This is a genomic window from Pandoraea pulmonicola, from assembly GCF_000815105.2.
GTDB lineage: Bacteria > Pseudomonadota > Gammaproteobacteria > Burkholderiales > Burkholderiaceae > Pandoraea > Pandoraea pulmonicola.
Genome location: NZ_CP010310.2, coordinates 3,048,930 through 3,072,996 on the forward strand (window position 1 = coordinate 3,048,930; position 24,067 = coordinate 3,072,996).

At 65.7% G+C, this 24,067-nt stretch carries 21 protein-coding genes; 14 read left to right on the forward strand and 7 right to left on the reverse strand.

Annotation, left to right across the window (positions count from 1 at the left end):
* Positions 1-2: 2 nt before the first annotated feature.
* A complete protein-coding gene (locus RO07_RS13175) occupies positions 3-980 on the reverse strand; it encodes a LysR substrate-binding domain-containing protein (protein ID WP_039411260.1) in 978 nt (325 codons plus the stop codon).
* A 252-nt stretch (positions 981-1,232) separates the two neighbouring features.
* On the opposite strand from RO07_RS13175, the gene RO07_RS13180 reads away from it, so the two are divergent.
* Genes RO07_RS13180 through RO07_RS13190 form a run of 3 tightly spaced genes read left to right on the forward strand, consistent with a single transcriptional unit; the run spans position 1,233 to position 4,657 of the window.
* Complete coding sequence (locus RO07_RS13180) at positions 1,233-2,606, forward strand: 2-hydroxycarboxylate transporter family protein (protein ID WP_072637038.1); 1,374 nt, start codon at positions 1,233-1,235, stop codon at positions 2,604-2,606.
* A 35-nt stretch (positions 2,607-2,641) separates the two neighbouring features.
* Entirely contained in the window at positions 2,642-3,829 is a 1,188-nt protein-coding gene (locus tag RO07_RS13185; RefSeq protein ID WP_039411264.1) for a CaiB/BaiF CoA transferase family protein, read from the forward strand.
* A gap of 3 nt (positions 3,830-3,832) precedes the next feature.
* Complete coding sequence (locus RO07_RS13190) at positions 3,833-4,657, forward strand: HpcH/HpaI aldolase/citrate lyase family protein (RefSeq protein WP_039411266.1); 825 nt, start codon at positions 3,833-3,835, stop codon at positions 4,655-4,657.
* Positions 4,658-4,729: 72 nt separating this feature from the next.
* On the opposite strand, the gene RO07_RS13195 is transcribed toward RO07_RS13190, so the two are convergent.
* Both RO07_RS13195 and RO07_RS13200 read right to left on the reverse strand, forming a co-directional pair.
* A complete protein-coding gene (locus RO07_RS13195) occupies positions 4,730-5,122 on the reverse strand; it encodes a carboxymuconolactone decarboxylase family protein (protein WP_039411268.1) in 393 nt (130 codons plus the stop codon).
* 42 nt (positions 5,123-5,164) lie between these two features.
* On the reverse strand, positions 5,165-6,757 hold the full coding sequence (locus tag RO07_RS13200) for a methyl-accepting chemotaxis protein (protein ID WP_052267278.1): 1,593 nt from the start codon (positions 6,755-6,757) through the stop codon (positions 5,165-5,167).
* Positions 6,758-7,157: 400 nt separating this feature from the next.
* Here RO07_RS13200 and RO07_RS13205 point away from each other — a divergent pair, with 400 nt between their 5' ends.
* Positions 7,158-8,414 carry a phosphatidylserine decarboxylase family protein gene (locus RO07_RS13205; RefSeq protein WP_039411269.1) on the forward strand — a complete coding sequence of 419 codons (1,257 nt, stop codon included), beginning with the start codon at positions 7,158-7,160 and terminating at the stop codon, positions 8,412-8,414.
* Positions 8,415-8,554: 140 nt separating this feature from the next.
* Here RO07_RS13205 and RO07_RS26745 read toward each other — a convergent pair whose 3' ends face one another.
* Together RO07_RS26745 and RO07_RS13210 are read right to left on the reverse strand one after the other, a co-directional pair.
* Positions 8,555-8,683, reverse strand: a complete 129-nt coding sequence (locus RO07_RS26745) for a hypothetical protein (RefSeq protein ID WP_257786842.1) — start codon at positions 8,681-8,683, stop codon at positions 8,555-8,557.
* A gap of 190 nt (positions 8,684-8,873) precedes the next feature.
* Positions 8,874-9,767, reverse strand: coding sequence for a LysR substrate-binding domain-containing protein (locus RO07_RS13210; RefSeq protein WP_072637039.1), 894 nt, complete (start codon positions 9,765-9,767; stop codon positions 8,874-8,876).
* A 113-nt stretch (positions 9,768-9,880) separates the two neighbouring features.
* Here RO07_RS13210 and RO07_RS13215 point away from each other — a divergent pair, with 113 nt between their 5' ends.
* The gene (locus tag RO07_RS13215) at positions 9,881-11,185 is read left to right on the forward strand and encodes an aspartate aminotransferase family protein (RefSeq protein WP_039411273.1); all 1,305 of its coding nucleotides are present in this window, start codon (positions 9,881-9,883) and stop codon (positions 11,183-11,185) included.
* Positions 11,186-11,260: 75 nt separating this feature from the next.
* Here the strand turns inward: RO07_RS13215 and RO07_RS13220 are convergent, their stop codons facing one another.
* Positions 11,261-12,178 carry an alpha/beta hydrolase gene (locus RO07_RS13220; RefSeq protein WP_237171248.1) on the reverse strand — a complete coding sequence of 306 codons (918 nt, stop codon included), beginning with the start codon at positions 12,176-12,178 and terminating at the stop codon, positions 11,261-11,263.
* Positions 12,179-12,494: 316 nt separating this feature from the next.
* Here RO07_RS13220 and RO07_RS13225 point away from each other — a divergent pair, with 316 nt between their 5' ends.
* On the forward strand, positions 12,495-12,902 hold the full coding sequence (locus RO07_RS13225; RefSeq protein WP_039411274.1) for a hypothetical protein: 408 nt from the start codon (positions 12,495-12,497) through the stop codon (positions 12,900-12,902).
* Positions 12,903-13,075: 173 nt separating this feature from the next.
* On the forward strand, positions 13,076-14,056 hold the full coding sequence (locus RO07_RS13230; protein WP_039411275.1) for an aliphatic sulfonate ABC transporter substrate-binding protein: 981 nt from the start codon (positions 13,076-13,078) through the stop codon (positions 14,054-14,056).
* On the opposite strand, the gene RO07_RS13235 is transcribed toward RO07_RS13230, so the two are convergent.
* Complete coding sequence (locus tag RO07_RS13235; RefSeq protein WP_039411277.1) at positions 14,057-15,010, reverse strand: LysR family transcriptional regulator; 954 nt, start codon at positions 15,008-15,010, stop codon at positions 14,057-14,059.
* 128 nt (positions 15,011-15,138) lie between these two features.
* Here RO07_RS13235 and RO07_RS13240 point away from each other — a divergent pair, with 128 nt between their 5' ends.
* From RO07_RS13240 to hutI, 7 genes are all read left to right on the forward strand, one after another.
* A complete protein-coding gene (locus RO07_RS13240) occupies positions 15,139-15,804 on the forward strand; it encodes an HAD family hydrolase (RefSeq protein ID WP_039411278.1) in 666 nt (221 codons plus the stop codon).
* Positions 15,805-15,815: 11 nt separating this feature from the next.
* Positions 15,816-16,982 carry a DSD1 family PLP-dependent enzyme gene (locus RO07_RS13245; protein WP_052267280.1) on the forward strand — a complete coding sequence of 389 codons (1,167 nt, stop codon included), beginning with the start codon at positions 15,816-15,818 and terminating at the stop codon, positions 16,980-16,982.
* Positions 16,983-17,110: 128 nt separating this feature from the next.
* Positions 17,111-17,866, forward strand: a complete 756-nt coding sequence (hutC, locus tag RO07_RS13250; RefSeq protein WP_039411280.1) for a histidine utilization repressor — start codon at positions 17,111-17,113, stop codon at positions 17,864-17,866.
* Between the two features lie 125 nt (positions 17,867-17,991).
* The gene (hutU, locus tag RO07_RS13255; protein ID WP_039411282.1) at positions 17,992-19,698 is read left to right on the forward strand and encodes a urocanate hydratase; all 1,707 of its coding nucleotides are present in this window, start codon (positions 17,992-17,994) and stop codon (positions 19,696-19,698) included.
* A 28-nt stretch (positions 19,699-19,726) separates the two neighbouring features.
* Positions 19,727-21,283 carry a histidine ammonia-lyase gene (hutH, locus tag RO07_RS13260; RefSeq protein ID WP_218026563.1) on the forward strand — a complete coding sequence of 519 codons (1,557 nt, stop codon included), beginning with the start codon at positions 19,727-19,729 and terminating at the stop codon, positions 21,281-21,283.
* A gap of 163 nt (positions 21,284-21,446) precedes the next feature.
* Positions 21,447-22,829, forward strand: a complete 1,383-nt coding sequence (locus RO07_RS13265) for an amino acid permease (protein ID WP_039411286.1) — start codon at positions 21,447-21,449, stop codon at positions 22,827-22,829.
* Positions 22,830-22,836: 7 nt separating this feature from the next.
* The gene (gene hutI / locus RO07_RS13270) at positions 22,837-24,054 is read left to right on the forward strand and encodes an imidazolonepropionase (RefSeq protein WP_039411287.1); all 1,218 of its coding nucleotides are present in this window, start codon (positions 22,837-22,839) and stop codon (positions 24,052-24,054) included.
* The last annotated feature ends 13 nt before the right edge of the window (positions 24,055-24,067 follow it).

A 24,067-nucleotide genomic window follows, 5' to 3' on the forward strand; every position in this document is an offset into this window, starting at 1 on the left:
GGTCAACCGCGGCCTTCCCCCCGTTCTCTCCCTTCGCCGGCTCGCAACGTAATCCCCGTCCAATGCCCGTCCGCCTGGAGTTCGCGGATCAGATCGGCGATGCACTGCCTCACGGCCAAGGTCGCCGATCCTACCGGCAAGGAGTTCGACCAGCACACGCTGGCCGGTCGGCGCAGTTCCGGCGAAATCAGGCGCCGCGATGGCGGACGCAACGCCGGATCGCGCGACGCCAATGCCGACGCCGGCAGAATCGAACACGCTTCGCCCGAACGGGCAATGTCGATGAGCGTCGGCAACGAGTCGATATCCGCCACGATGTTCAACTCCGCATTCGCTTGCGCAAAACTGCGCTCGATAAGCAGCCGCAAACCGTTCGACGCACTCGGCGCCACGATCGGCACGTTCGCGAGCCGCGCCAACGGACACGTCGTCCGCACCACGTCCTCATAAATCTCGGGGCAAGCCCGCTGACCGCCGAGGACGTACAGCTCCTCATCGAACAACGGCATCACGGAAATGCCGCGCGTCTCCGAATCCCGGAACAACATCGCCAGGTCCAGGCGCCCATTCGCCAGCAACTCCCCGATGTATCCGCTCATGCTCTCGAAGATCTGCAACCGGATGCCCGGATACTGCTCCCGTACGCGCGCAAACAACGGCACCGCCAGAATCGCCGCAATCGTCGTCGGAAAACCCACCGCCACCGGCCCCGCTTCGCTGCCACCGCCTTCGCGTACTTCCTGACGGATCTGCTCCATTTGGCGCAACACCACGCGCGCATGACGGTACAGCGCCTTGCCTGCATCCGTCGGCGTCACCCCTTGTGCGCTGCGTACCAGCAACTGCGCCTGGAGTTCGTCCTCGAGCCCGCGCAACTGCGCGCTCAACGAAGGCTGCGCGATATGCAAGCGCTCCGCCGCCTTCGACACGCTTCCGCTGTCCACGATCGCCACAAAATTCCTGAGCTGTCTGACGTCCATGACCGTACCGAAAGCCGGGCGGCGCTGCCCGGCAAAGTGGGAAAGCCATAGCGTACTGCTATACGGCAGCAAAGAAAAACCACTGCCGCACCACGTTCGGCGCCAATTCCCGCGTCCCGGGAACCTCGCTCCACACGCAGCCATAGTTTCACCCTATACCAGCATCCAAAATCAGTATTTCCTGCGACGCGTCGCTCACGCCTATAGTCCGGTCGACAAACCAATTCCAAACCGCCAGACGGAGACAACACGATGCAAGACGGACTTTCCGCTACCGCCGCGCGCGGCAGCCAGGGCACACCCCCGGCCGACGCGAGCCGACACCCCCTGCGAGATGCGTGGTGGCGTCTGATGGACATGCGTGTCGGCATCGTGCCGCTGCCGGTGCACCTCGTGCTGATCGCAGCCATCGTGACGACCGTCATGACGACGGGCAAACTCTCGGCCGAACTCTCGCCCATCATCGCGCTGCTGGCCGTGTGCAGCTTCACCTGCATGGAAATCGGTCAGCGGATTCCGATCTTTCGCAGCATCGGCGGGCCGGTGATTCTCGTGACCTTCCTGCCATCGTGGCTGGTCTTCACGCACGCCCTGCCGCCGTCGGTCGTCACCCCGATCGTCAGCTTCTGGAAGCAAAGCAACTTCCTGTACCTGTTCATCCCCGGCATCATCGTCGGCAGCATTCTGAGCATGGACCGCAAAGTCCTGATCGGCGGCTTCCTGCGGATCTTCGTGCCGCTGGCCATCGGCTCCGTCCTCGCCGGCATCGTCGGCACCGCCGTGGGCACGCTGCTCGGCATGGGACTCTTTCACACCGTGTTCTTCGTCGTCATCCCGGTGATGTCGGGCGGACTCGGCGAAGGCGTCATTCCGCTCACGATCGGCTACTCGGAAGTCCTGCACGAGAGCGCCGGCGACCTGCTCGCCCAGGCCCTGCCCGCGGTGATGCTCGGCAACGTCTGCGCCATCGTCTTCTCGGGCGTGCTCAACGCCATCGGCAAACGCTATCCGTCGCTCACCGGCAACGGACAGCTCATGCGCTCGGGCAGCGACGACATCGGTGCGCACGATGTCCACGGCAAACCCGCCGCGCCGGTCGACGCCACCGACATTGCCGCCGCCGGCATGATCGCCGTGTGCCTGTATTTCGTCGGCATGCTCGCGCAGAACACGCTCGGCCTGCCCGGCCCGGTCATGATGCTGGTGCTGGCCGTCGCGGCCAAGATCGGCCTCGTCTTCTCGCCGCGGCTCGAAGCCGGCGCCGGCGTCGTCTACAAGTTCTTCGCCACTGCCGTCACCTATCCGCTGCTGTTTGCCATCGGCGTGGTGATCACGCCCTGGCAGAAGGTCGTGGCATCGTTCAACGTGCCCACGCTGGTGACCATCGTCGCCACCGTCGTCACACTCATGGCGACCGCGTTCTTCGTCGCACGCCGCATGAACATGCACCCCATCGACGCCGCCATCGTCGTCGGCACCCACAGCGGCATGGGCGGCACCGGCGACGTGGCCATCCTCACGGCGGCCAATCGGATGCGGCTCATGCCGTTCGCCCAAATCGCCACCCGTATTGGCGGGGCCATCACCATCACGCTGAGCCTCATCGTGCTCGCGAAGATCGTCTGACCCGGCCCCGCCACCATCTTTTCGGAGACATCGTCATGAGGCCCCTGGACGGCATCAAGGTCATCGCGCTCGAACACGCCATTGCGGCGCCGTTCTGCACCCGCCAACTGGCCGATCTCGGCGCGCGCGTCATCAAGATCGAACGGCCGGGCGCGGGCGACTTTGCACGCGCTTACGACGGCCGGGTGAACGGCATGTCGTCGCACTTCGTGTGGACCAACCGTTCGAAGGAAAGCCTCACGCTCGATCTCAAGCAGAACGCCGCGCAAGCCGTGCTGCACGACCTGCTCGCCGACGCCGATGTGCTCGTGCAGAACCTGGCCCCGGGGGCCGCGGACCGCCTCGGATTGAGCTACGAGGCGTTATCCGAGCGCTATCCCCGCATCATCGTCTGCGGCATCTCGGGCTACGGCCCGGACGGTCCTTACCGCGACAAGAAGGCGTACGATCTGCTCATCCAGAGCGAGTCCGGTTTCCTCTCCGTGACCGGCTCACCCGACGCGTCGGCCAAGGCCGGCTGCTCCATCGCGGACATCGCCGCGGGAATGTACGCCTACACGAACATCCTGTCGGCGCTGATTCAGCGCGGCAAGACCGGACGCGGCAGCCGCATCGACATCTCCATGCTCGAGTGCATGGTCGAGTGGATGGGCTTCCCGCTCTATTACTCGATCGACGACCAGACGCCGCCGCCGCGCGCCGGCGCCGCCCATGCCACGATCTTCCCGTATGGCCCCTTCGAGACCGGCGACGGCAAGACCGTCATGCTCGGCCTTCAGAACGAACGCGAGTGGAAGATATTCTGCGACAAGGTGCTGGAGCAACCGTCGCTTGCCGAGGACGCGCGCTTCGCCTCCAACCCATTGCGGCTCGAACATCGCGACGCCCTGCGCACAATCATTCGCGACGTGTTCCGGCAACTCGACGCGCCGCAACTGGTGCGCCGCCTCGACGCCGTCGGCATCGCCAACGCCAACCTCAATACGATGCACGACGTGTGGGAACACGCGCAGTTGGCCGCGCGGCATCGCTGGACCGAAGTGAGCTCGCCGAACGGCAAGATCCGCGCGCCGATTCCGCCGGGCATGCCCGCGCCCGGCGGCGACTTCACCCCGCGCATGGATCCGATCCCCGCGCTCGGGCAGCACACGGATGCGATCCTCGCCGAGCTTGGCCGTTCGGCCGCACAGATCGACGCGCTGCATGCAGCGAAGGCAGTGTGAGCCATGGCCGCCTTTCCCATCCGTCGCAGCTGGCTGTTCGTGCCCGGCAATCGCCCCGAGCGCTTTGACAAGGCGTGTGCGTCCGGCGCCGACGCCGTCATTCTCGATCTCGAAGATGCCGTACCGCCCGACGAAAAACCCACCGCGCGCGAACACGTCGCGAACTGGCTTCGCGAGCGGGGGCGTGAGACAACGGTGCCGGTGTATGTGCGCATCAATGCGGCGTCGACGCCATGGTTTGCCGATGACGTCGCCACCCTCGGTGTGATGCCATCGATCAGCGGCTTCGTCGTCCCCAAGACGGAAGACGCCGCAACGCTGCACCGCGCCGCCATCGGCGCGTCGGACTCGCTGCGACTGGCGCCGCTCATCGAAACCGCCAAGGCCTTTGCCGCACTTCCGGAAATTGCGGCGGCACCGCGCGTTGAACGCCTGATGTTCGGCACCATCGACTTTCAGCTCGACATCGGCATCGAAGGCGACGGCGACGAACTGCTCCACTTCCGGTCACAGCTCACGCTCGCGTCGCGCATTGCCGGCATCGCGGCGCCTGTCGACGGCGTCACCACCGCGCTCGACGACGCCCCTCGCATCGAAGGTGACGCCCGCCGCGCGCGCTCGCTCGGCTTTCGCGGCAAGCTGTGCATCCATCCGCGCCAGGTTGCACCGGTGCACGCCGCGTTCGCGTGGCGCGACGATGAACTCGCGTGGGCGCAGCGCGTCGTGGACGCCGCTCAGGCCAGCCGTGGCGCCGCCGTCGCACTGGACGGCAAGATGATCGATGCGCCCGTCATCGCCAAAGCGCACGAGATTCTGGCAAGCCGCTGAGGTCGGCGGCGAAGGCTGTCAACACTCGCTGACGTTCGCCCACGTTCGCCCACGTTCGAGAGGGCGCCGACCTTACTCGAACGCCGGGTCGATCGGCACGCGATAGCCGACGGCGAGACGATTGGTCTCGTTCGCCATGCCGACGACAGCCAGCAGTTCGCCGAACATCTCGTCGGTCATCCCCGCACGTCGCGCTGCCGCGGTATGGCTCGCCACGCAATAGCCGCAGTTGTTCGTCACGCTCACGGCCACGTAGATCAGTTCCTTGATGAGCGGATCGAGCGCGCCAGGCGCCATTACATCCTTGAGGCTGTCCCACGTACGCGCGAGGGTCGGCGGATGTTGCGCGATGTACTTCCAGAAGTTGTTGACGTCGGGCACGCCGCGCGTGGCCTTGATGTCGTCGAAGACGGCTTGAACGTCAGGCGTGGCGCAAGCGTATTCGACGGGTTTTTGCTGGCTCATGGGACAGGCTGCGCCGCAGGGGCGTAAGTGGGAAGAGAAGCACTAGATTACCCGCTTTGCGTCAACGCCGCCGGCGCCGTCGTCGCCTCCGGCCTGCTGCGCCAGACGGAACACGGCCACGGCGTCCTTGAGCGATTCGGCTTGTTCCGCCAGCGACTGCGCGGCCGCCGACGCCTGCTCCACCAGTGCCGCGTTCTGCTGCGTGACCTCGTCCATTTGCGTGACGGCGCGTGCGACCTGATCGATGCCGGCCGTCTGCTCTTCCGAGGCCGCCGAAATCTCGGCCATGATGTCGGTCACGCGACGCACGCTCGTGGCAATGCTCTGCATGGCGGCGCCCGCCTCGTCCACGATGCGGCTGCCGGCGGCGGAGCGCTCGGCAGATGTCTCGATCAGCGTCTTGATGTCGCGCGCCGCACTCGCCGAGCGTTGTGCCAACGTGCGCACCTCGCCGGCCACCACGGCAAAGCCGCGTCCCTGCTCGCCGGCCCGGGCGGCTTCGACCGCGGCGTTCAACGCCAGAATATTGGTCTGGAACGCAATGCCGTCGATAAGCGCGATGATGTCGCGAATCCTGGCCGAACCCGCATCGATGGCGTGCATCGTGTCGGTGACCTGCGCCATGGCGGCGTCTCCCGCCCCGGTCTGATCGTTCGCCTGACGCGCCAACTGGTTCGCCTGATGCGCATGCTCCATGTTCTGGCGTACCGTGCTCGTGAGCTGCTCCATGCTCGCCGCCGTTTCCTCGAGCGAGGCGGCCTGCTGCTCGGTGCGCGACGACAGGTCCAGATTGCCGGCGGCGATCTCCCGCGCGCTCGCGGCGATCGCCTCGCCGCTCTTGCGCACCTTCGCGACCGTGGCGCTGAGTTGCGCCTTCATGTCGGCGAGCGCCTGCAGCAAGCGCCCCATTTCATTGTGCGACGTCACATGCACGACGCGCCGAAGGTTGCCGTCCGCGATCTCCTGAAAGTGGCCCAGCACGTCATCGAGCGGTTTGGTGATGGCGCGATTGAGCGAGCGCGCCGTAAGAATCGCCGCGACCACGGCGAACACGATCGCGCCCAGCGTCAGGACGAACAGGCGATCGTAGGTATCGACGGCCGAGTCGAAACTCGCCTTGGCACGGCTGTCGTAGAGCTCCTTGAGGGCGTCGTTGGCCTTCACGTACGCGGTGTAGCGTTTGCCCAGAACGGCGGCCTGCTCGTAGTAAACGTCGGCTTGTCCGGCGGCAATGCTGTTCTGGATAAGCGAAAACGCGTCCTTGAGTGCCTGACGCGCACTCGTGACCTCCGCTGCAAAACGCTGCTCTTCGGCGTCGGCGGGCAGGCCGAGATAGCGCTGCCAGGCCTTTTCCGACTCGTTCCAGTATTCGGCGCCCTTCTTCACGTCCTCGGCCTTGATTTCGGCGCTCGGGGCCTGCGGCGCACGCAGCACGACGGCGCGCGCCCGGCCAATATGAATCTCCGCCTCCCCAAGCAGACGTGTGCTCGCGAGCTCCTTGTCGTAGACCTCGCGCAAACTGCCGACGGTTCCTCTCAAGCCGACCAGCGCCAGCGCGCCGACCGCCACCACGAGCGCGGCCAGACCAGCCACCGCCACTCGCAACCGCCAACGAATCGTCCAATTCTTCAACATTGCGCTTTCGCCTTTCCTTTCGCACCATGGCCACCGACACCGGCCGCCATCCGGCGTCGCATGCGCGCAGACCGTGCGCGCACAGCGCCATTACTCGCCTGCAACGGCCACGCAGCGAAAAACTTGAGCGGCAATGCCTGAATCTCCGCTTTCCTGAGGAATTGGCACCAAATAGGTGCGATATACGACATATATACAGGCGACATACGACCCGTTCTCACGGCGCGATAGCTCAGGAGCGCGAGTGGCCTCGGTTCGGCGCGACGGTCCGCATTACACCGATTTGTAGGATGTCTCGGCACGGAGGAGGCCAGTCGCGCCCGCCCGCGCGGCGCATGGCGCGCGCACGGAACTTGCTTTTCCTTGGGCTATCGACAACACGACAAGGAGCGTCCGAAAGATGACGTCGACCGCCAAGCGTGCCGTCCCGCCCTCCTCGCGCCGCCGTCTGGGGGCGTGGATCACCGAAAACGAAGACGCGATCGCCGAATTCCGCGCCTCGCTCGTGCGCAAGGCGCGGCAGCGCGGCACCACACAGCCGTTGAGCCCCGCCGTCTCCCGGTTGCGGGCCTGTGTAATCGACGATCCCGTGCGCCGCATGGATCTGAGTCTCGCCATTGCGCAGGCGCAGGACGAGGGACATCGACTCGGGTTCGGAGACATCGACACCCTCATGACGACCATCGATTACGTGACGACGACCGCACCCGCCTTCGACAAGGCGAGCCTCATCGTCTGTCCGCTCAACGCATTGCTCGACTGGTTGATGTGCGTGCCGTCAGGCTACGCGTTCTTTTGCGACCCCGAGCTCAACCGCTGCCTGCGCGACGTGCTCACGCAATGGTGTCACTTCCTGAGCGGGCCCGACTCGCGCACTTTCCTCAATCGGCGAGCCCCGGACGGATGGCTCAGCGACGAGGCCGATGCCAGGCTGAACCTCGACGAGTTCGAGATGGATCGTGACTTGCCGTACGGCGGCTTCGATTCGTGGAACGCCTTCTTCACGCGCCGCTTCCGGCCCGGCATGCGTCCCGTCGCCTCGCCGGACGATCCGTGGATCATCGTCAACGCCTGCGAAAGTACGCCCTACAACGTGCAGCACCACGCGCACATGCGCGACACGTTCTGGATCAAGTCGCAGCCCTACTCCCTGCTCGACATGTTCGGCGCCTCGCACAAGGCGCTGGCCGCGCCGTTCGCCGGCGGTACGGTGTATCAAGCTTATCTGAGCGCCTACGACTACCATCGATGGCACGCACCGGTCGACGGCACCGTCATCGCCGCCTACCGATTGCCCGGCACCTATTATTCCGAAGCGCCCTCCGAAGGCGAAGATCAGGCGGGCCTCAACGATTCGCAAGGGTATCTGACGGCCACGGCCACGCGGGCGATCGTGGTGATCAAGGCCGAAGAACCGGCGCTGGGCACAGTCGGCTGTCTGTTCGTCGGCATGGGCGACGTGTCGTCATGCATACTGCGCGTCGACCGGGGGCAGCACCTCGGCAAGGGCGACGAACTGGGGTATTTCCAATACGGCGGATCGACCTACTGCCTGGTCTTCGAGGAAGGCGTGATCGCATCGCTGGCGCCGGACGAGCATTCGCTGCCCGGTGACAAGCCGTTGAAGGTCAACGCGGCTCTCGCCCGCGCACGATAGACGGCAGTGGCGAATGGACTTCGGGACGTGGGAAGTTGCGGCGCGAGACTGCGCCCATGCACGGCGCTCGCCAGGCATGGGCGTCGAGGATGGCAGTGGGCGGCAGACCGCGTGCGCCGCGGCCTGCGGGTACTCAGCGCTTACAGCGCCCGCTTGACGGTGCGCGCCGCGCCCGAGATGTCCTGCCCCACTCCATCGACCGTATTGCAGGCTGCGAGGGAAAAGAGCGAACCGACCACCAACAACAACGCAACGAAACGCGCCAACATATCGACCTCTTCGGTACAAAAAAGCACTGAATCAAACGTTTCCGGTGATGGAACCCCCTTCCCGGAAATCGACTTTTGCCAGCCGCGCGGTCTTCCCCGTGCCACGCTGCCGAAACAGCCCGCCATTGTGCGACAAATTCTGCCTGATCGGCGATGAATTTGATGCCCGACGAATCGTGTCGCGCCCCGCCTACAACGTTGGCAACGTCAGCCGGATATGGTCAGCAAACGCGACACTCAACGGGCACGGACGGGCCCGATCGAACTTTACCGTAATTCCCACCGGCGGCAACGAAGGCAGCGCCGGATCGCCCGTCAGGATACGCAGGTCGGCGGGCACCGCCGTCTGTGTCATGACCGCGATGGCCTGTCCCGAGCGTGCCAGCGCCGTCAGTCCCGCGAGATTGCTGCTCGCGTACGCGATGCGAAAGGCCCGGCCCACCCGCGCCAATGCACTGCACGCGGCAATGTGATCGAGCGTGTCGGGGTCGGACAAGGCCAGCGGCAAGGGCTCGCCCGAGTGGGCCGGCGTCACGTCGAAGCTCGGGCTGCCGATCCACACCAGGGGCTCGCGCCGGATGATGCTGTCCTCATGCGCGCTCTCCGGCAGCGACACCAGCGCCAGATCCACGGCATGGCGCGCCAGCCGCTCCTGCAAACGCGGTGTCGGCTCGCAGATCACTTCCACCCGCGCATGCGGATGCGACACCGCGAACTCGCGCAGCAATTGCGGCAGGAATGCCGCCGCGTAATCGTCGGGACAGCCAAAGCGCAGCGTGCCGCTCAGCCCCCGGCCCGACATGTCGGCCATGGCTTCGTCGTGCGCCCGGAGGATGCGCTGCGCATGCCCCAGCAGTCGCTCGCCCGAACTGGTGAGCACCACGCCGCGCGCCGTGCGTTGCCACAGCGGCTGATCGACGATCGCCTCCAGACGTTTCATCTGCTGACTGAGCGCCGATTGCGTTCGGGCGATGCGCTGCGCCGCGCGACTGAGCGAGCCCGCCTGGGCGATGGCGACGAACGAACGCAGCAAATCGATTTCGAGAAAGAGGCTCACGATATTAGTCTTGCTTCTATCTTTCATTAGCATTATTCGCTTCTATGAAAGCAGAGCCACGCCTAGACTGCAAGCGACGGACTCCAGCCGCCTTCCGTCGTCCGTTCCCTTTCCAGCCTCTCGCCCTCGGAGAACCGCGCGTGTCTAAGAACCAAGACGCCGATTTCTGGCGCAACGCCCGTCAGCATCTCGTCCGCTACGGCGGCACGTTCGAACCGATGATCATCGAGCGCGCGCAGGGCGCTTTCGTCTTCGATGCGGACGGGCGCGCGATCCTCGATTTCACGTCCGGGCAGATGAGCGCCTTGCTGGGCCACAGCCACCCGGACATCGTGTCGGTGGTCAACGAGTCCATCGGGCGCCTCGATCATCTGTTCAGCGGCATGCTTTCGCGTCCGGTCGTCGATCTCGCCACCCGGCTCGCCGAAATCACGCCCGACGGCCTGGATCGCGTGCTGCTGTTGAGCACAGGAGCCGAATCGAACGAAGCCGCCATTCGCATGGCCAAGCTGGTGACAGGCAAGTTCGAGATCGTCGGCTTCGCGCAGTCATGGCACGGCATGACCGGGGCGGCGGCGTCCGCCACCTACAGCGCCGGGCGCAAGGGCGTGGGCCCCGCGGCGGCAGGCTCGTTCGCCATCCCGGCACCCTTCATCTATCGTCCGCGCTTCGGCCCGGCCGATCGGTACGATTACCTCGCCGAACTGGACTACGCGTTCGACCTGATAGACCGGCAGTCCAGCGGCAATCTCGCTGCCTTCATCGCTGAGCCGATTCTGAGCTCCGGGGGCATCATCGAACTGCCACCGGGCTATCTCGCCGCGCTCAAGCGCAAGTGCGAGGAACGCGGCATGCTCCTGATCCTCGACGAAGCGCAAACCGGCATCGGCCGCACCGGCACGATGTTCGCGTTCGAGCGCGACGGCGTCACGCCCGACATCCTCACACTCTCCAAGACGCTCGGCGCCGGTCTGCCGCTCGCCGCCGTGGTGACGTCAGCCGAGATCGAGGAACTCGCCCACGAACGCGGCTACCTCTTCTACACGACGCATGTCTCCGATCCGCTGCCGGCCGCCGTCGGGTTGCGCGTGCTCGACGTCGTCGCGCGCGACGGTCTGGTCGCGCGCGCCAACGTCATGGGCGAGCGGCTGCGAGGCGGCTTGCTGGATCTGATGGAGCGCTTCGAATGCGTGGGCGATGTGCGAGGCCGCGGCCTGCTGCTGGGCATGGAGATCGTCAAGGATCGTCGCACGAAGGCGCCGGCGGACGGGCTCGGCGCAAGGATCACGCGCGAATGCATGAATCTCGGCCTGAGCATGAACATCGTGCAATTGCCGGGCATGGGCGGCGTATTCCGCATTGCCCCGCCGCTCACGGTCAGCGAGGCGGAGATCGATCTCGGTTTGTCGCTCCTGGGGCAGGCCATCGAGCGCTCGCTGGCATGAGAAACGCGCCGCGTGCGGTGCACCGTCGGCGCCGTACGCGGGACGCGCGGACCGCGACCCGAGCACGCCCCGAGGTCAGTCGTTGCGTTGCGGACGCTGGACGTCGCGGAAGATGTACTTCAGCGCGTCGGGCAGCGTGCTCGACCAGACCGGCCATTCGTGCTTGCCGTCGACAATGCGCAACTCGGCGGGTTGCTTGTTGGCGCGCAGCATCTCATAGAAACGCGTGGCTTCCGCCTCGATGTTGAAGTCGTCATCGTCGCCAGAGTTGATGTACATCGGTACCTTGACGCCTTTCTTCAGGAATGCATCGAAGAACGCCGGATAGTTGTTCTCCTGCCAGACGCGTGCGCTGTAAGCGCCGTCGGTGTTCGGTTCGGCGAAGACCTTCACGAAACGGGCCGACGAGTCCTTCGGCGGTTCCGGGTTGTAGATCGCCGGACTGAGCAATGCCGCCGCCTTGAACTTCTCCGGATACTTGAGCACGTAGCGCAGCGCGCCATAGCCGCCCATCGACAGGCCACCGATCAGGCGCCCATCGCGGGTCTTGATCGCACGATAGGTCTTCTCGACGTGCGGAATCAGTTCACCGAAGAACGCACTCTCCATGCGCTCCTTCAGATCGACATACCAGTTGGTGTTCGCATCGGGCATGATGACGATCGCCGGCGGGATCTCGCCGCGGGAGATCAGTGTGTCCATCGTCGACTGCATATGGCCCTTGACCACCCAGTCGTTGCGCGCGCCGTCGTTGCCGTGCAGCAGATACAGCACCGGATACGTGGTCTTGCCGGCAGCATCGTAGCCGGTCGGCAGGTACACGTTGTACGTGAGCGGGCGCGACAGATCCTTGCTGTACACCTCGCTCGAACGTACTTCGCTGGCGTGCGCCAACTGGCTGCTCAACGCCAGGGCCGCCATCGCTCCCGCGACGAGATGACGCCCCAGCCCTGCCCGACCACGCCCTGCACATTGACGAAGAATCGCGAACACATACCCTCCTGATGAAAATCGTTGTCTCGTTGTCCATGAAGCCCTTACGCCCTGAAGCCTTGTCCGACACAAGCGAGCGAAGCGCCGGGATAACGGGCGTCCGAGAGATTAACATCTGAAGTGACTGCCGCCCAGCGGGACCTGCCGAAGTGCGCCGCACCGCCCATGCACGGGCGCGGGACCCCTGTCGATTCCGGGAGCTGCGCACGGCGCTCTCCCCCGCTTCGCGTTACCATGACGGCCATATGCCGCCATCGGTCGCCGCGCGAAGGCTCGCGACGATGGCCCGTAGCATCGCGTATTTCCACAGAAAGCCATGAGCGCCCGCCCCTATCTCGATCACGCCGAATTCCTGTCGTTGGCGCAAGCCGCCGACGCCATCGCAACCGCCTGCACCTGCACCCGAACGCCGCTCGACGGCTGGGCCAGCCTGCCGAACTCCCTGCCCGACGCGCAATTGGAAATCGTCGGCACGCTGGCTGCGGCGGACGATGCGCAAGAGCCGACATTCACCGAATATCACCCGGACGGCACGAGCTACTGGGGCGTCGACGCGCCCATCGCCCCGAATTACTTTCCGTATAACCGGGCCAACGTCTGCCGCTGCGTCGAGTGTGGGCGCCTTTATCTGCGCTACCAGGAAGGCGGCGGCTACTTCGTGGATCAACGCGTGCGCCATGTCAGCGCCGCGCTGATCGTCGACGCGCCGGTGCCCACGAACTGATCGCGTCGCCCCGGCCCTCCCGGGCCTTGCCGTCATCGATTTGCGAATATCGAAAGCACGAACGCTTCGTTGCCCGCCGGACGCGGGTACGGATAATGGGATCGAAGAGGATCGCGTTGCGCGCCCTCGTTCGTCGACATTCACAGGCTGCTTTCTCGATACGGGCAAGACTCATGACGCATTCAGGCCATCCGACCCGCCGCCAATTCCTGTCCCTGCTGGGGGCATGCGCGGCGGCCGGCACCGGGGCATTTTCGCTGTCCGCGCGGGCGGCGTTCGATCCAGGCAAATTCCGCATCGGCTATCAGAAGGCCGCAAGCACGCTGGTGCTCGCCAAGGCGAGCGGCAGTCTCGAAGCTCGGCTTCGCCCGCTGGGCGTGGAAGTGACCTGGGCCGAATTCGCCGCCGGTCCGCAGTTGCTCGAAGGACTGAACGTCGGCGCGATCGACTTCGGCTACGTCGGCGAAGCGCCGCCGGTGTTCGCGCAGGCGGCAGGCGCGGACTTCGTCTACAGCGCCTACGAAGTGCCGACGCCGCTGGCCGAAGGCGTCGTCGTCGCGAACCAGTCGCCCATCAAGACCGTCGCCGATCTGAAGCGCAGCAAGGTCGCGTTCAACAAGGGCTCGGACGTCCACTGGTTTCTCGTCGCCCTGCTGCGCAAGCACGGTCTGGACTTCGGCGACATCGAACCGGTTTATCTAGCGCCCGCCGACGCCCGCGCGGCGCTCGAGCGCGGGGCGGTCGACGCCTGGGCGATCTGGGATCCGTTCCTCAGCGCGGTGCTCGATCAAAGTCCCGTGCGCCTGCTCGCCAACGCGCAAGGGGCCGCGGACCATCATCAGTTTTTTCTGAGCCAGCGGACCTACGCGCAAAAGCGTGCCGACGTCATCAAGACCACGCTCGAAGTGCTCAGCCAGACCGGGCAGCAGATTCGCGACGACTACGCGGGCGCGGCGGCCAGGCTCGCCCCGATTCAGGGGCTCGATGCGAAGATCATCGAGAAAGGCCTGCGTCACTACGCCCACGTGTACAAGCCGGTATCCGAGCCAGTACTGCAGGCACAGCAACGCATCGCCGATGTGTTCCTGCAGCTCAAGCTCATTCCGCGACCGATTCGCGTCGCCGACGCGACATTGCAGACGCGCGTCGGCTGATCATGGGCCTGCATGTTGTGTGCGTCGTGCGGTAGCGGACGCGCCCAACGCGTCATCGAGGAATGCCATCAACGCCTGCAAGCGCGCCGTACGCCCACGGCGCGTGGGTACGAGCAAGGTCACGGGAGCGCTGTCGAACGCCCAGTCCGCGAGCACCCGTACCAGACGCCCCGCCGCCACCGCTTCACGGGTGTCCCATTCCGAGCGCAGCACGATGCCCAGCCCCTGCTCGGCCCACGTCCGCGCGACGCTGCCGTCGTTACTCGTATAGGCGGGCACGACGCGCACGCTGTCGCGCGAAGACGCACGGCGTGACGCCGCTGCGGCGGATGACGCCCGTCGGCGAAATCGCCACAGCGACGCGTCCTCGTCGTTCTCCCGAATGCAGATACACCGATGCTGCAACAGCTCGCGCGGTTCCGCCGGCATGCCGTGGCGTTGCAGATACGCCGGGCTGGCGCACAGCCAGCGCTCGTTCGGCGCCAACGGCCGTGCAATCCACGACGAATCCCTGACATTGCCGACATGGACGACGGCGTCGGCGTCGTGCTTGTCCGGCCAAGGCGTCTCGCGCAGATCGAGTTGCAGATGCAGCTCCGGATGCATCTGCGCGAAACGTGCCAGCGCCGGCGCGACGTAGTGTCGCCCGTAGCCGAACGGAGCGGCAACGCGCAGCGCGCCGGTCAGGCGCTTGCCGTCGCGACGGAACGATTCCGGAAGTGCGTCGAGTTGCGCGAGCAGCGCCGAGCCTTCGCGAGCGAACCGCTCGCCTTCGGCCGTCAGGCTCAGCTGTCGCGACGTGCGCGTCGCCAGGGCCACACCCAGCGCGGCCTCCAGTTTGCGCAGGCGCGCCGACAACGCCGGCGGCGTCACGTTGAGCATGCGCGCCGCCGCACTGAGCGACGCACATTGCGCCAGCGCTTCGACCAGGCGCAAGTCCTCGATCTGGATCATTCACTTCAGGTTAATGATGGATGTTGCGAGATTTAACCATAAGAAGCGGTTTCCGCTCTACATTGAGCGCTATCGGGAGGAGACACCACCGTCCTCCAACTTCCCCAAATCCATTCTCCGAGGCCGCCATGTCCGACGCATCCGTTCCACACCCAACTCCCTGGCCGCGCGCCGTCCTGTTCGATCTGCTTACGGCATTGCTCGACTCGTGGACCGTCTGGAATCGCGCCGCCGGCAGCGAGACCGCCGGGCGTACGTGGCGCGCCGAGTACCTGCGCAGAACCTACGGATGCGGCGCGTATGTGAGCTACGAACAGCTTGTGCGCGAAGCCGCCGAGCATGTGGGCCTGCCGTCGTCGGCGCCCCAGGCACTCGAAGCCGAATGGCTCACGCTGCCCATCTGGGACGGCGCACGCGAACTGCTCACAGCCCTGCGTCCGCACTGCGGGCTCGCTGTCGTCACGAACTGTTCGAAGACGCTGGGACATCAGGCGGCGTCGCTGCTCGGCATCGACTGGGACGTCGTGGTGACGTCTGAGGAAGCCGGGTTCTACAAGCCCGATCCCCGCCCCTATCGCCTGGCGCTCGACAGGCTGGGCGTCCCGGCCAGCGAGGCCGCGTTCGTCGCCGGCTCCGGCTACGACCTGTTCGGCACCTCGGCCGTCGGCCTGCGCACGTTCTGGCACAACCGTGTCAGCCTGTCCCGGCCGGATGGTGCGCCTGCCGCCGAGCGTGAAGCCGCCACACTCGAGCCCGCGCTCGCGTGGCTTCGGCAATTCCATGCTGCGGCCTGAGGACTCTCGCCATGACTTCGATTTCCACGGCCTTGTCCGCCTCGCTTCAAACGCTTCAAACGCTTGATACGCCCACCGCCGTGATCGACGTGCCGCGCATGCGGCACAACATCCGCCGCATGCAGGATCGGATGAATGCGCTGGGCGTACGCTTGCGTCCCCACGTCAAAACCAGCAAGTGCGTTGAGGTCGCACGAGCGCAGGCGGCTGCCGGTGCAGTGGGCATTACCGTCTCGACGCTGAAGGAAGCGAGCCGCTTCTTCGACGACGGCGTGACCGACATCCTGTACGCGGTGGGAATGGTGGCGAGCAAGCTGCCCGCGGCGCTGGCCCTACGCCGGCGCGGGTGCGATCTGAAGATCGTCACGGACAGCGTGGCGTCGGCCCAGGCGATCGTCGCCTTCGGGGCCGAGTACGGCGAGACCTTCGATGTGTGGATCGAGATCGACACCGACGGTCACCGTTCCGGCATTCGCCCCGAGGACGACGCGCTGCTCGAGGTCGCTCGCACGCTGCACGAAGGCGGCGCCACACTCGGCGGCGTGATGACGCACGCAGGCTCCAGCTACGACTTCGACACTCCCGAAGCGCTCGCGGCCATCGCCGAACAGGAACGCGCCGGGTGCGTGCTGGCGGCTGCGCGACTGCGCGACGCCGGCCTGCCGTGCCCCGTGGTGAGCGTCGGATCGACGCCCACCGCGCTCGCGGCCACGCATCTCGACGGCGTGACGGAAGTCCGTGCGGGCGTCTACGTGTTCTTCGATCTGGTCATGCACAACATTGGCGTGTGCACGACCGATGAGCTCGCGCTGAGCGTGCTCACCACCGTCATCGGTCATCAGCCTGACAAAGGCTGGGCCATCGTCGACGCGGGATGGATGGCGATGAGCCGCGATCGCGGCACGCAGAAGCAGAAGCACGACTTCGGCTATGGGCAGGTCTGCCGCATCGACGGCAGCGTCGTGCCGGGCTATGTATTGAGCGGCGCCAACCAGGAACACGGCATTCTGTCGCGCGAAGGCGAACCAGATCGCGACATCGTCACGCGTTTTCCCATCGGCACCCTGCTGCGCATTCTGCCCAACCACGCTTGCGCGACCGGCGCTCAATTCCCCGAGTACCATGCCGTCGAACCGACAGGCGACATCGCCGTGTGGTCGCGTTTGCACGGCTGGTAAAGGGCGCGGCACTGGAAATCGGCGGCGCGAACCGCCTCCGCGCGCTGCTTTTTTCCCCTGTCCAGCGGACGATTGGCTTATCCTTCAGGCTTTCCACCCGCTCGCCAGAGTCCGGAGAGGCCAACAAGGTGCCACGTCAAACTGCTCAGCCGACTGTCGAAACGCTCAATGAACAAGGGCCCGCGCCCCGCTATCTGCAGCTCAAGCAGTTCATCTGCCACCAGATCGACAGCGGGGCGTGGCCGCCGCATCATCGCGTGCCTTCGGAGAACGAACTCGTCGAGCTTTCCGGCGTGAGCCGCATGACGGTCAACCGCGCACTGCGCGAACTCACCGCCGAAGGACGGCTCGTGCGCATGCAGGGCGTCGGCACGTTCGTGGCCGAACCGAAATCGCACTCGCCGCTGCTCGCCGTCAATAACATCGCCGACGAAATCTCCGAGCACGGTCATCGCCATCGCGCGGAAGTGAAGCTGCTGCGCGAAGAACTCGCCGGTCCGGAACGCGCGCTCGCGATGGGACTCCAGGAACGCGAGCCGCTGTTCCATTCCGTCATCGTCCACTACCAGGACAACGTGCCCGTCCAGATCGAAGACCGCTACGTCAACCCGGGACTGGCGCCGCGCTACCTCGAGCAGGACTTCACCAAGCTCACGCCGAACGCCTATCTGCAGCGCATCTCGCCGCTCACGTCGGGCGAACACGTCGTGGAAGCCGTGACCGCCACGCCCGAGGAAGCGCAGATGCTGCACATCGCACGCACCGAGCCGTGCCTGCTGATCCGCCGCCGCACGTGGTCGGGCAAGCGCATCGTCTCCGTCGCCCGCCTCCTGCACCCGGGCTCGCGCCATCGCCTCGAAGGCCGTTTCGGCGACAGCCTGTAGCCCGGGCCGCCACGCCGCCCTCCCCGTCCCCCCGTCCTCCCCCGGTTTTCCAGATTCGTGAAAACCCTAGTTCACGATTACTTGTATATACAATACTGTACAAGCAATTCCGGCACGCATTTGCCATGAACCAGACGAAACCGAGGAACGTTGTGAGCCAACCCACCCGATACCGCGATGTCACGATCCGCGCCCCCCGCGGGACACAGCTCAATGCCCGCAGTTGGCTGACCGAAGCGCCGCTGCGCATGCTGATGAACAATCTCGACCCGGACGTGGCCGAGAATCCGAATGCGCTCGTCGTCTACGGCGGTATCGGTCGCGCCGCACGCAACTGGGAGTGCTACGACAAGATCGTGGAGACGCTCAAGACGCTGGGCGACGACGAAACGCTGCTGGTGCAGTCCGGCAAGCCCGTGGGCGTGTTCAAGACCCACGCCGACGCGCCGCGCGTGCTCATCGCCAACTCGAATCTGGTGCCGCACTGGGCCAACTGGGAGCATTTCAACGAACTCGACGCAAAGGGCCTGGCGATGTACGGCCAGATGACCGCCGGCTCGTGGATCTACATCGGCAGTCAGGGCATCGTGCAAGGCACCTACGAGACTTTCGTGGAAGCCGGCCGCCAGCACTACGACGGCAACCTGAAGGGCCGCTGGGTGCTCACCGCCGGGCTCGGCGGCATGGGCGGCGCGCAGCCGCTCGCCGCCACGCTCGCCGGCGCCTGCTCGCTGAACATCGAATGCCAGCAAACGAGCATCGACTTCCGCCTGCGCACGCGCTACGTCGACGAACAGGCCAAGGATCTCGACGACGCCCTCGCGCGCATCGCCAAGTACACGGCGGCCGGTCAGGCGGTCTCCATCGCACTGTGCGGCAACGCGGCGGAGATCCTGCCGGAGCTGGTGCGCCGCGGCGTACGCCCGGACATGGTCACCGACCAGACCAGCGCACACGATCCGCTCAACGGCTATCTGCCGATCGGCTGGACGTGGGACGAGTATCGCGAGCGGGCCCGCTCGAAGCCCGCCGAGGTCGTGAAGGCCGCCAAGCAGTCGATGGCCGTGCACGTGAAGGCCATGCTCGAGTTCCGCGCGCTGGGCGTGCCGACGTTCGACTATGGCAACAACATCCGCCAGATGGCCAAGGAAGAAGGCGTGGAGAACGCGTTCGACTTCCCCGGTTTCGTGCCGGCCTACATCCGCCCGCTGTTCTGCCGTGGCGTGGGCCCGTTCCGCTGGGCCGCGCTCTCGGGCGATCCGCAGGACATCTACAGGACGGACGCCAAGGTCAAGGAACTGATCCCGGACGACGCCCATCTGCATCGCTGGCTCGACATGGCGCGCGAGCGCATCAGCTTCCAGGGCTTGCCCGCGCGCATCTGCTGGGTCGGACTCGGCCTGCGCGCCAAATTGGGACTGGCGTTCAACGAAATGGTACGCTCGGGAGAACTCTCGGCCCCGGTCGTGATCGGCCGTGACCATCTCGACTCGGGATCGGTCGCCAGCCCCAACCGCGAAACGGAAGCCATGCGCGACGGCTCGGACGCCGTCTCCGACTGGCCGCTGCTCAACGCCCTGCTCAACACGGCAAGCGGTGCGACGTGGGTCTCGCTGCATCATGGCGGCGGCGTCGGCATGGGCTTTTCGCAACACTCGGGCGTGGTGATCGTGTGCGACGGCACCGACGCCGCCGCCGCGCGCATCGCCCGCGTGCTGAACAACGATCCGGCCACCGGCGTCATGCGCCATGCCGATGCCGGTTACGACATCGCCATCGACTGCGCCCGCGAACACGGACTGAACCTGCCCATGCTGGGCACCGCCAAGTAACAGCGTCACCCTGCGAAACACCCCGAACATGTCGAATCAAGGAAATCCGTCCATGTCCCAACTCTTTGTGACGCCCGGCACACTGACGCTCGCCCAACTGCGCGAGGTCTATCAGACCCAGACAACCGTCACGCTCGATCCCGCCGCCTACGCCGCCATCGACAAGAGCGTGGCCTGCGTCGAGGGCATCGTGGCAGAGGGTCGCACCGCCTACGGCATCAACACCGGCTTCGGCCTGCTCGCGCAAACGCGCATCGCCCACGAGGACCTCGAGAACCTGCAGCGCTCGCTCGTGCTCTCGCACGCCGCCGGTGTCGGCGCGCCGCTCGACGACGCGATGGTGCGCCTCATCATGGTGCTCAAGATCAACAGCCTGGCGCGCGGCCTGTCGGGCATTCGCCGCAAGGTGATCGACGCGCTCGTCACGCTGGTCAATGCCGAAGTCTATCCGCGCATTCCGGTCAAGGGCTCGGTCGGCGCGTCGGGCGATCTCGCCCCGCTCGCCCATATGTCGCTGCTGTTGCTCGGCGAAGGTCAGGCACGCTATCGCGGCCAGTGGATGAACGCCCGCGAAGCGCTCGCCATCGCTGGCCTCGAACCGCTCACGCTCGCGGCCAAGGAAGGACTGGCGCTACTCAACGGCACGCAGGTCTCGACCGCCTATGCACTGCGGGGTCTGTTCGAAGCCGAAGACCTGTACGCCGCGGCAAGCGTGTGCGGTGCCCTGACAGTCGAAGCGATGCTCGGCTCGCGCGCCCCGTTCGATGCGCGCATTCACGCGGCGCGCGGCCAGCGCGGTCAGATCGACGCGGCCGCCATGTATCGCCATCTGCTGGGCGAGACGAGCGAAGTCGGCCAGTCGCACGCCAACTGCGAGAAGGTGCAGGACCCGTATTCGCTGCGCTGTCAGCCGCAAGTGATGGGCGCCTGCCTCACGCAGATCCGCCAGGCGGCGGAGGTGCTGGCGGTCGAGGCGAACGCCGTGTCGGACAACCCGCTCGTATTCTGGGAGCAGGGCGACGTGATCTCCGGCGGCAACTTCCACGCCGAGCCGGTGGCCATGGCCGCCGACAACCTCGCCCTGGCGCTGGCCGAGATCGGCGCCCTCAGCGAGCGTCGCATTTCGCTGATGATGGACAAACATATGTCGCAGTTGCCCGCATTTCTCGTGGCCAACGGCGGCGTCAACTCCGGGTTCATGATCGCGCAGGTGACCGCGGCTGCCCTGGCATCCGAGAATAAGGCCTTGGCACATCCGTCCAGCGTTGATAGTCTCCCGACCTCGGCCAACCAGGAAGACCATGTGTCGATGGCCCCGAATGCCGGCAAACGGCTTTGGGAGATGGCCGATAACGTCGAGGGCATCCTGGCGATCGAATGGCTCGGCGCCTGCCAGGGGCTGGACTTCCGCGAAGGTGTCAAGACGACGCCTGCGCTCGAGCGCGCTCGCGCGCTGCTGCGTCAATCGGTTCCGTTCTACGATAAGGATCGCTATTTCGCGCCGGACATCGAGGAAGCCAGCGCCCTGATCGCGCAACGCCAACTGAGCACGCTGGTGCCGTCCGGCATGCTGCCGAGCCTCTGATTCGCCATTGATGTCACGCCCCGCCGGGGCGTAACGAACAGCGATTCGTGCTCCGGCGTTCCCGCGTGCCGGGTTGCCTTCGTCCGTCAATCGGCCGGAGACAACCCGCACTCTTTCGCCGCCCGCTCGCGCGGGCTGGCGCATCACGCCTTCAGGAGACAACTTGAAAAACCTGCAACGCAATCTGAGCGCACGGCACATCCGCTTTCTGGCACTCGGCTCGGCCATCGGCACGGGCCTGTTCTACGGTTCGGCTTCGGCCATCCAACTCGCCGGCCCGGCGGTCATCCTCGCCTACATCCTGGGCGGCGCCGCCGTCTACATGGTCATGCGCGCGCTCGGCGAAATGGTCGTGCGCCAGCCCGTGTCCGGCTCTTTCGGCCGCTATGCGCGTGACAATCTGGGCCCGCTCGCCGGCTTCCTCACCGGATGGACCTACATCCTCGAGATGGCGATCGTGTGCCTGGCGGACGTCACCGCGTTCGGCATCTACATGGGCTTCTGGTTTCCGGACGTGCCGCAGTGGATCTGGGTGCTCGGCATCGTGATGCTCATCTGCGGGTTGAACCTGTGCAACGTGAAGGTGTACGGGGAAATGGAGTTCTGGCTGGCGCTGGTGAAGATTCTCGCCATCGTGGCCATGATCGTGGGCGGTGCGGTGATTCTCTTCACCGGCATACAACTGCACGGCGAGCACGCGCCGGCGGTGAACAATCTGTGGGCGCACGGCGGCTTCCTGCCCAATGGCTGGGGCGGTCTGGTGGCATCGCTTGCCGTGGTGATGTTCGCCTACGGCGGCATCGAGATCATCGGCATCACCGGCGGTGAGGCGAAGAATCCGGAGACGGTGATTCCGCGCGCCATCAACGCGGTGCCGACGCGCATTCTGCTGTTCTACGTGCTCACGATGGTCGTGCTCATGGCGATCTTCCCGTGGACGGGCATCGGCAGCCAGGGCAGCCCGTTCGTGCAGATCTTCTCGGGGCTGGGCATCAAGTCGGCGGCCGCGATACTGAACCTGATCGTGATTTCGGCGGCCGTCTCCGCGATCAACAGCAACATCTTCGGTTCCGGTCGCATGATGTTCGGCATGGCCGAGCACGGTCAGGCGCCGGCCGCCTTCACGGCCACGTCGCGCCACGGCGTGCCCTGGGTGACGGTGCTCGTGATGACGATTGCCCTGCTCGTCGGCGTGGTGCTCAACTATCTGATTCCCGAAGGCGTGTTCCTGATCATCGCGTCGATCGCCACGTTCGCGACGGTCTGGGTGTGGCTGATGATCCTGCTCTCGCAGGTTGCCATGCGCCGCCGTCTGTCGGCCGAGGAAGTCGCGGCGCTCAAGTTCAAGGTGCCGCTGTGGCCGGTCGGCCCGGCACTGGCGATCGCCTTCATGCTGTTCGTGATCGGCGTGCTCGGCTACATGGAAGACACCCGTATCGCGCTGTATGTCGGCGCAGGCTGGATCGTGCTGATGTCGGTGGCTTATCACTTCGGCGTCAAACCCAAGCAGGCGCAGGCATTGCGCAGCCAGATGAGTCTGGAATGAGCTCGCTATGAAACGTACCTACTGGAAGCACTGCCACGTCGCCACCATGCGCGACGGCCGGTACCACGCGATCGAGGATGCCGTCATCGTGACGAACGGCAAGCTGATCGAATGGGTCGGACCGCGCAGCGAGCGGCCGGCGCCCGCCGCGCACGACTGCATCGATCTGCAAGGCGCATGGGTCACGCCCGGCCTGATCGACTGCCACACGCATCTGGTGTTCGGCGGCAATCGCAGCCTGGAGTTCGAGCAGCGGCTGCAAGGCGTGAGCTACGCGGAGATTTCCGCCGCCGGCGGTGGCATCAAGTACACGGTGCGGCACACGCGCGACGCCACGGAAGACGCCCTGTTCGAATCGGCGCGCAAGCGACTGCTGGCGCTCATGCGCGACGGGGTGACGACTGTCGAAATCAAGTCGGGTTATGGCCTCGATCTGAACAGCGAACGCAAGATGCTGCGCGTGGCGCGTCGTCTCGGTGAAGTGCTTCCGGTCACGGTCAAGACGACGTGCCTGGCCGCGCACACGGTGCCATCGGAGTTCGCGGGCAAGGCGGACGAATATGTGAATTATGTCTGCGCCGAGGTCCTGCCGACGCTGGCCGAAGAGCGTTTGATCGACGCCGTCGATGCCTTCTGCGAGACGATCGCGTTTTCGCCCGCGCAGGTCATGCGCGTCCTGCGGCGCGCACAGAAGCTCAAACTCCCGGTCAAGCTGCATGCCGAGCAACTGTCGCCGCTCGGCGGCTCGAGCCTGGCCGCGGAGCTCGGCGCGCTGTCGGCCGACCACCTCGAGTACATGACGCCGGAAGACGCGGCCGCGATGGCGCGGGCAGGCACGGTCGCGGTACTGCTGCCGGGCGCCTTTCACATGCTGCAGGAAACGCGCCGGCCGCCGGTCGATCTGCTGCGTCGGCATGGCGTGGACATTGCGGTGGCGTCGGATCTGAATCCCGGCACCTCGCCCGCGCTCTCGCTGCGGCTCATGCTCAACATGGCCTGCACGCTCTTCGGCCTCACACCGGAGGAAGCGCTCGCCGGTGTAACGCGCAACGCCGCCAAGGCGCTCGGCATGCTCGACACGCATGGCACGCTCGAAGCCGGGAAAACGGCGGATTTCGTGGCATGGGAAATCGAGCGGCCGGCCGAACTGGCGTATTGGCTCGGCGGCGACCTGCCCTCGCGGACGGTGCGCCACGGCCAGTGGCGCGATCTCGCGACCGCATAAACCATCAGACCAA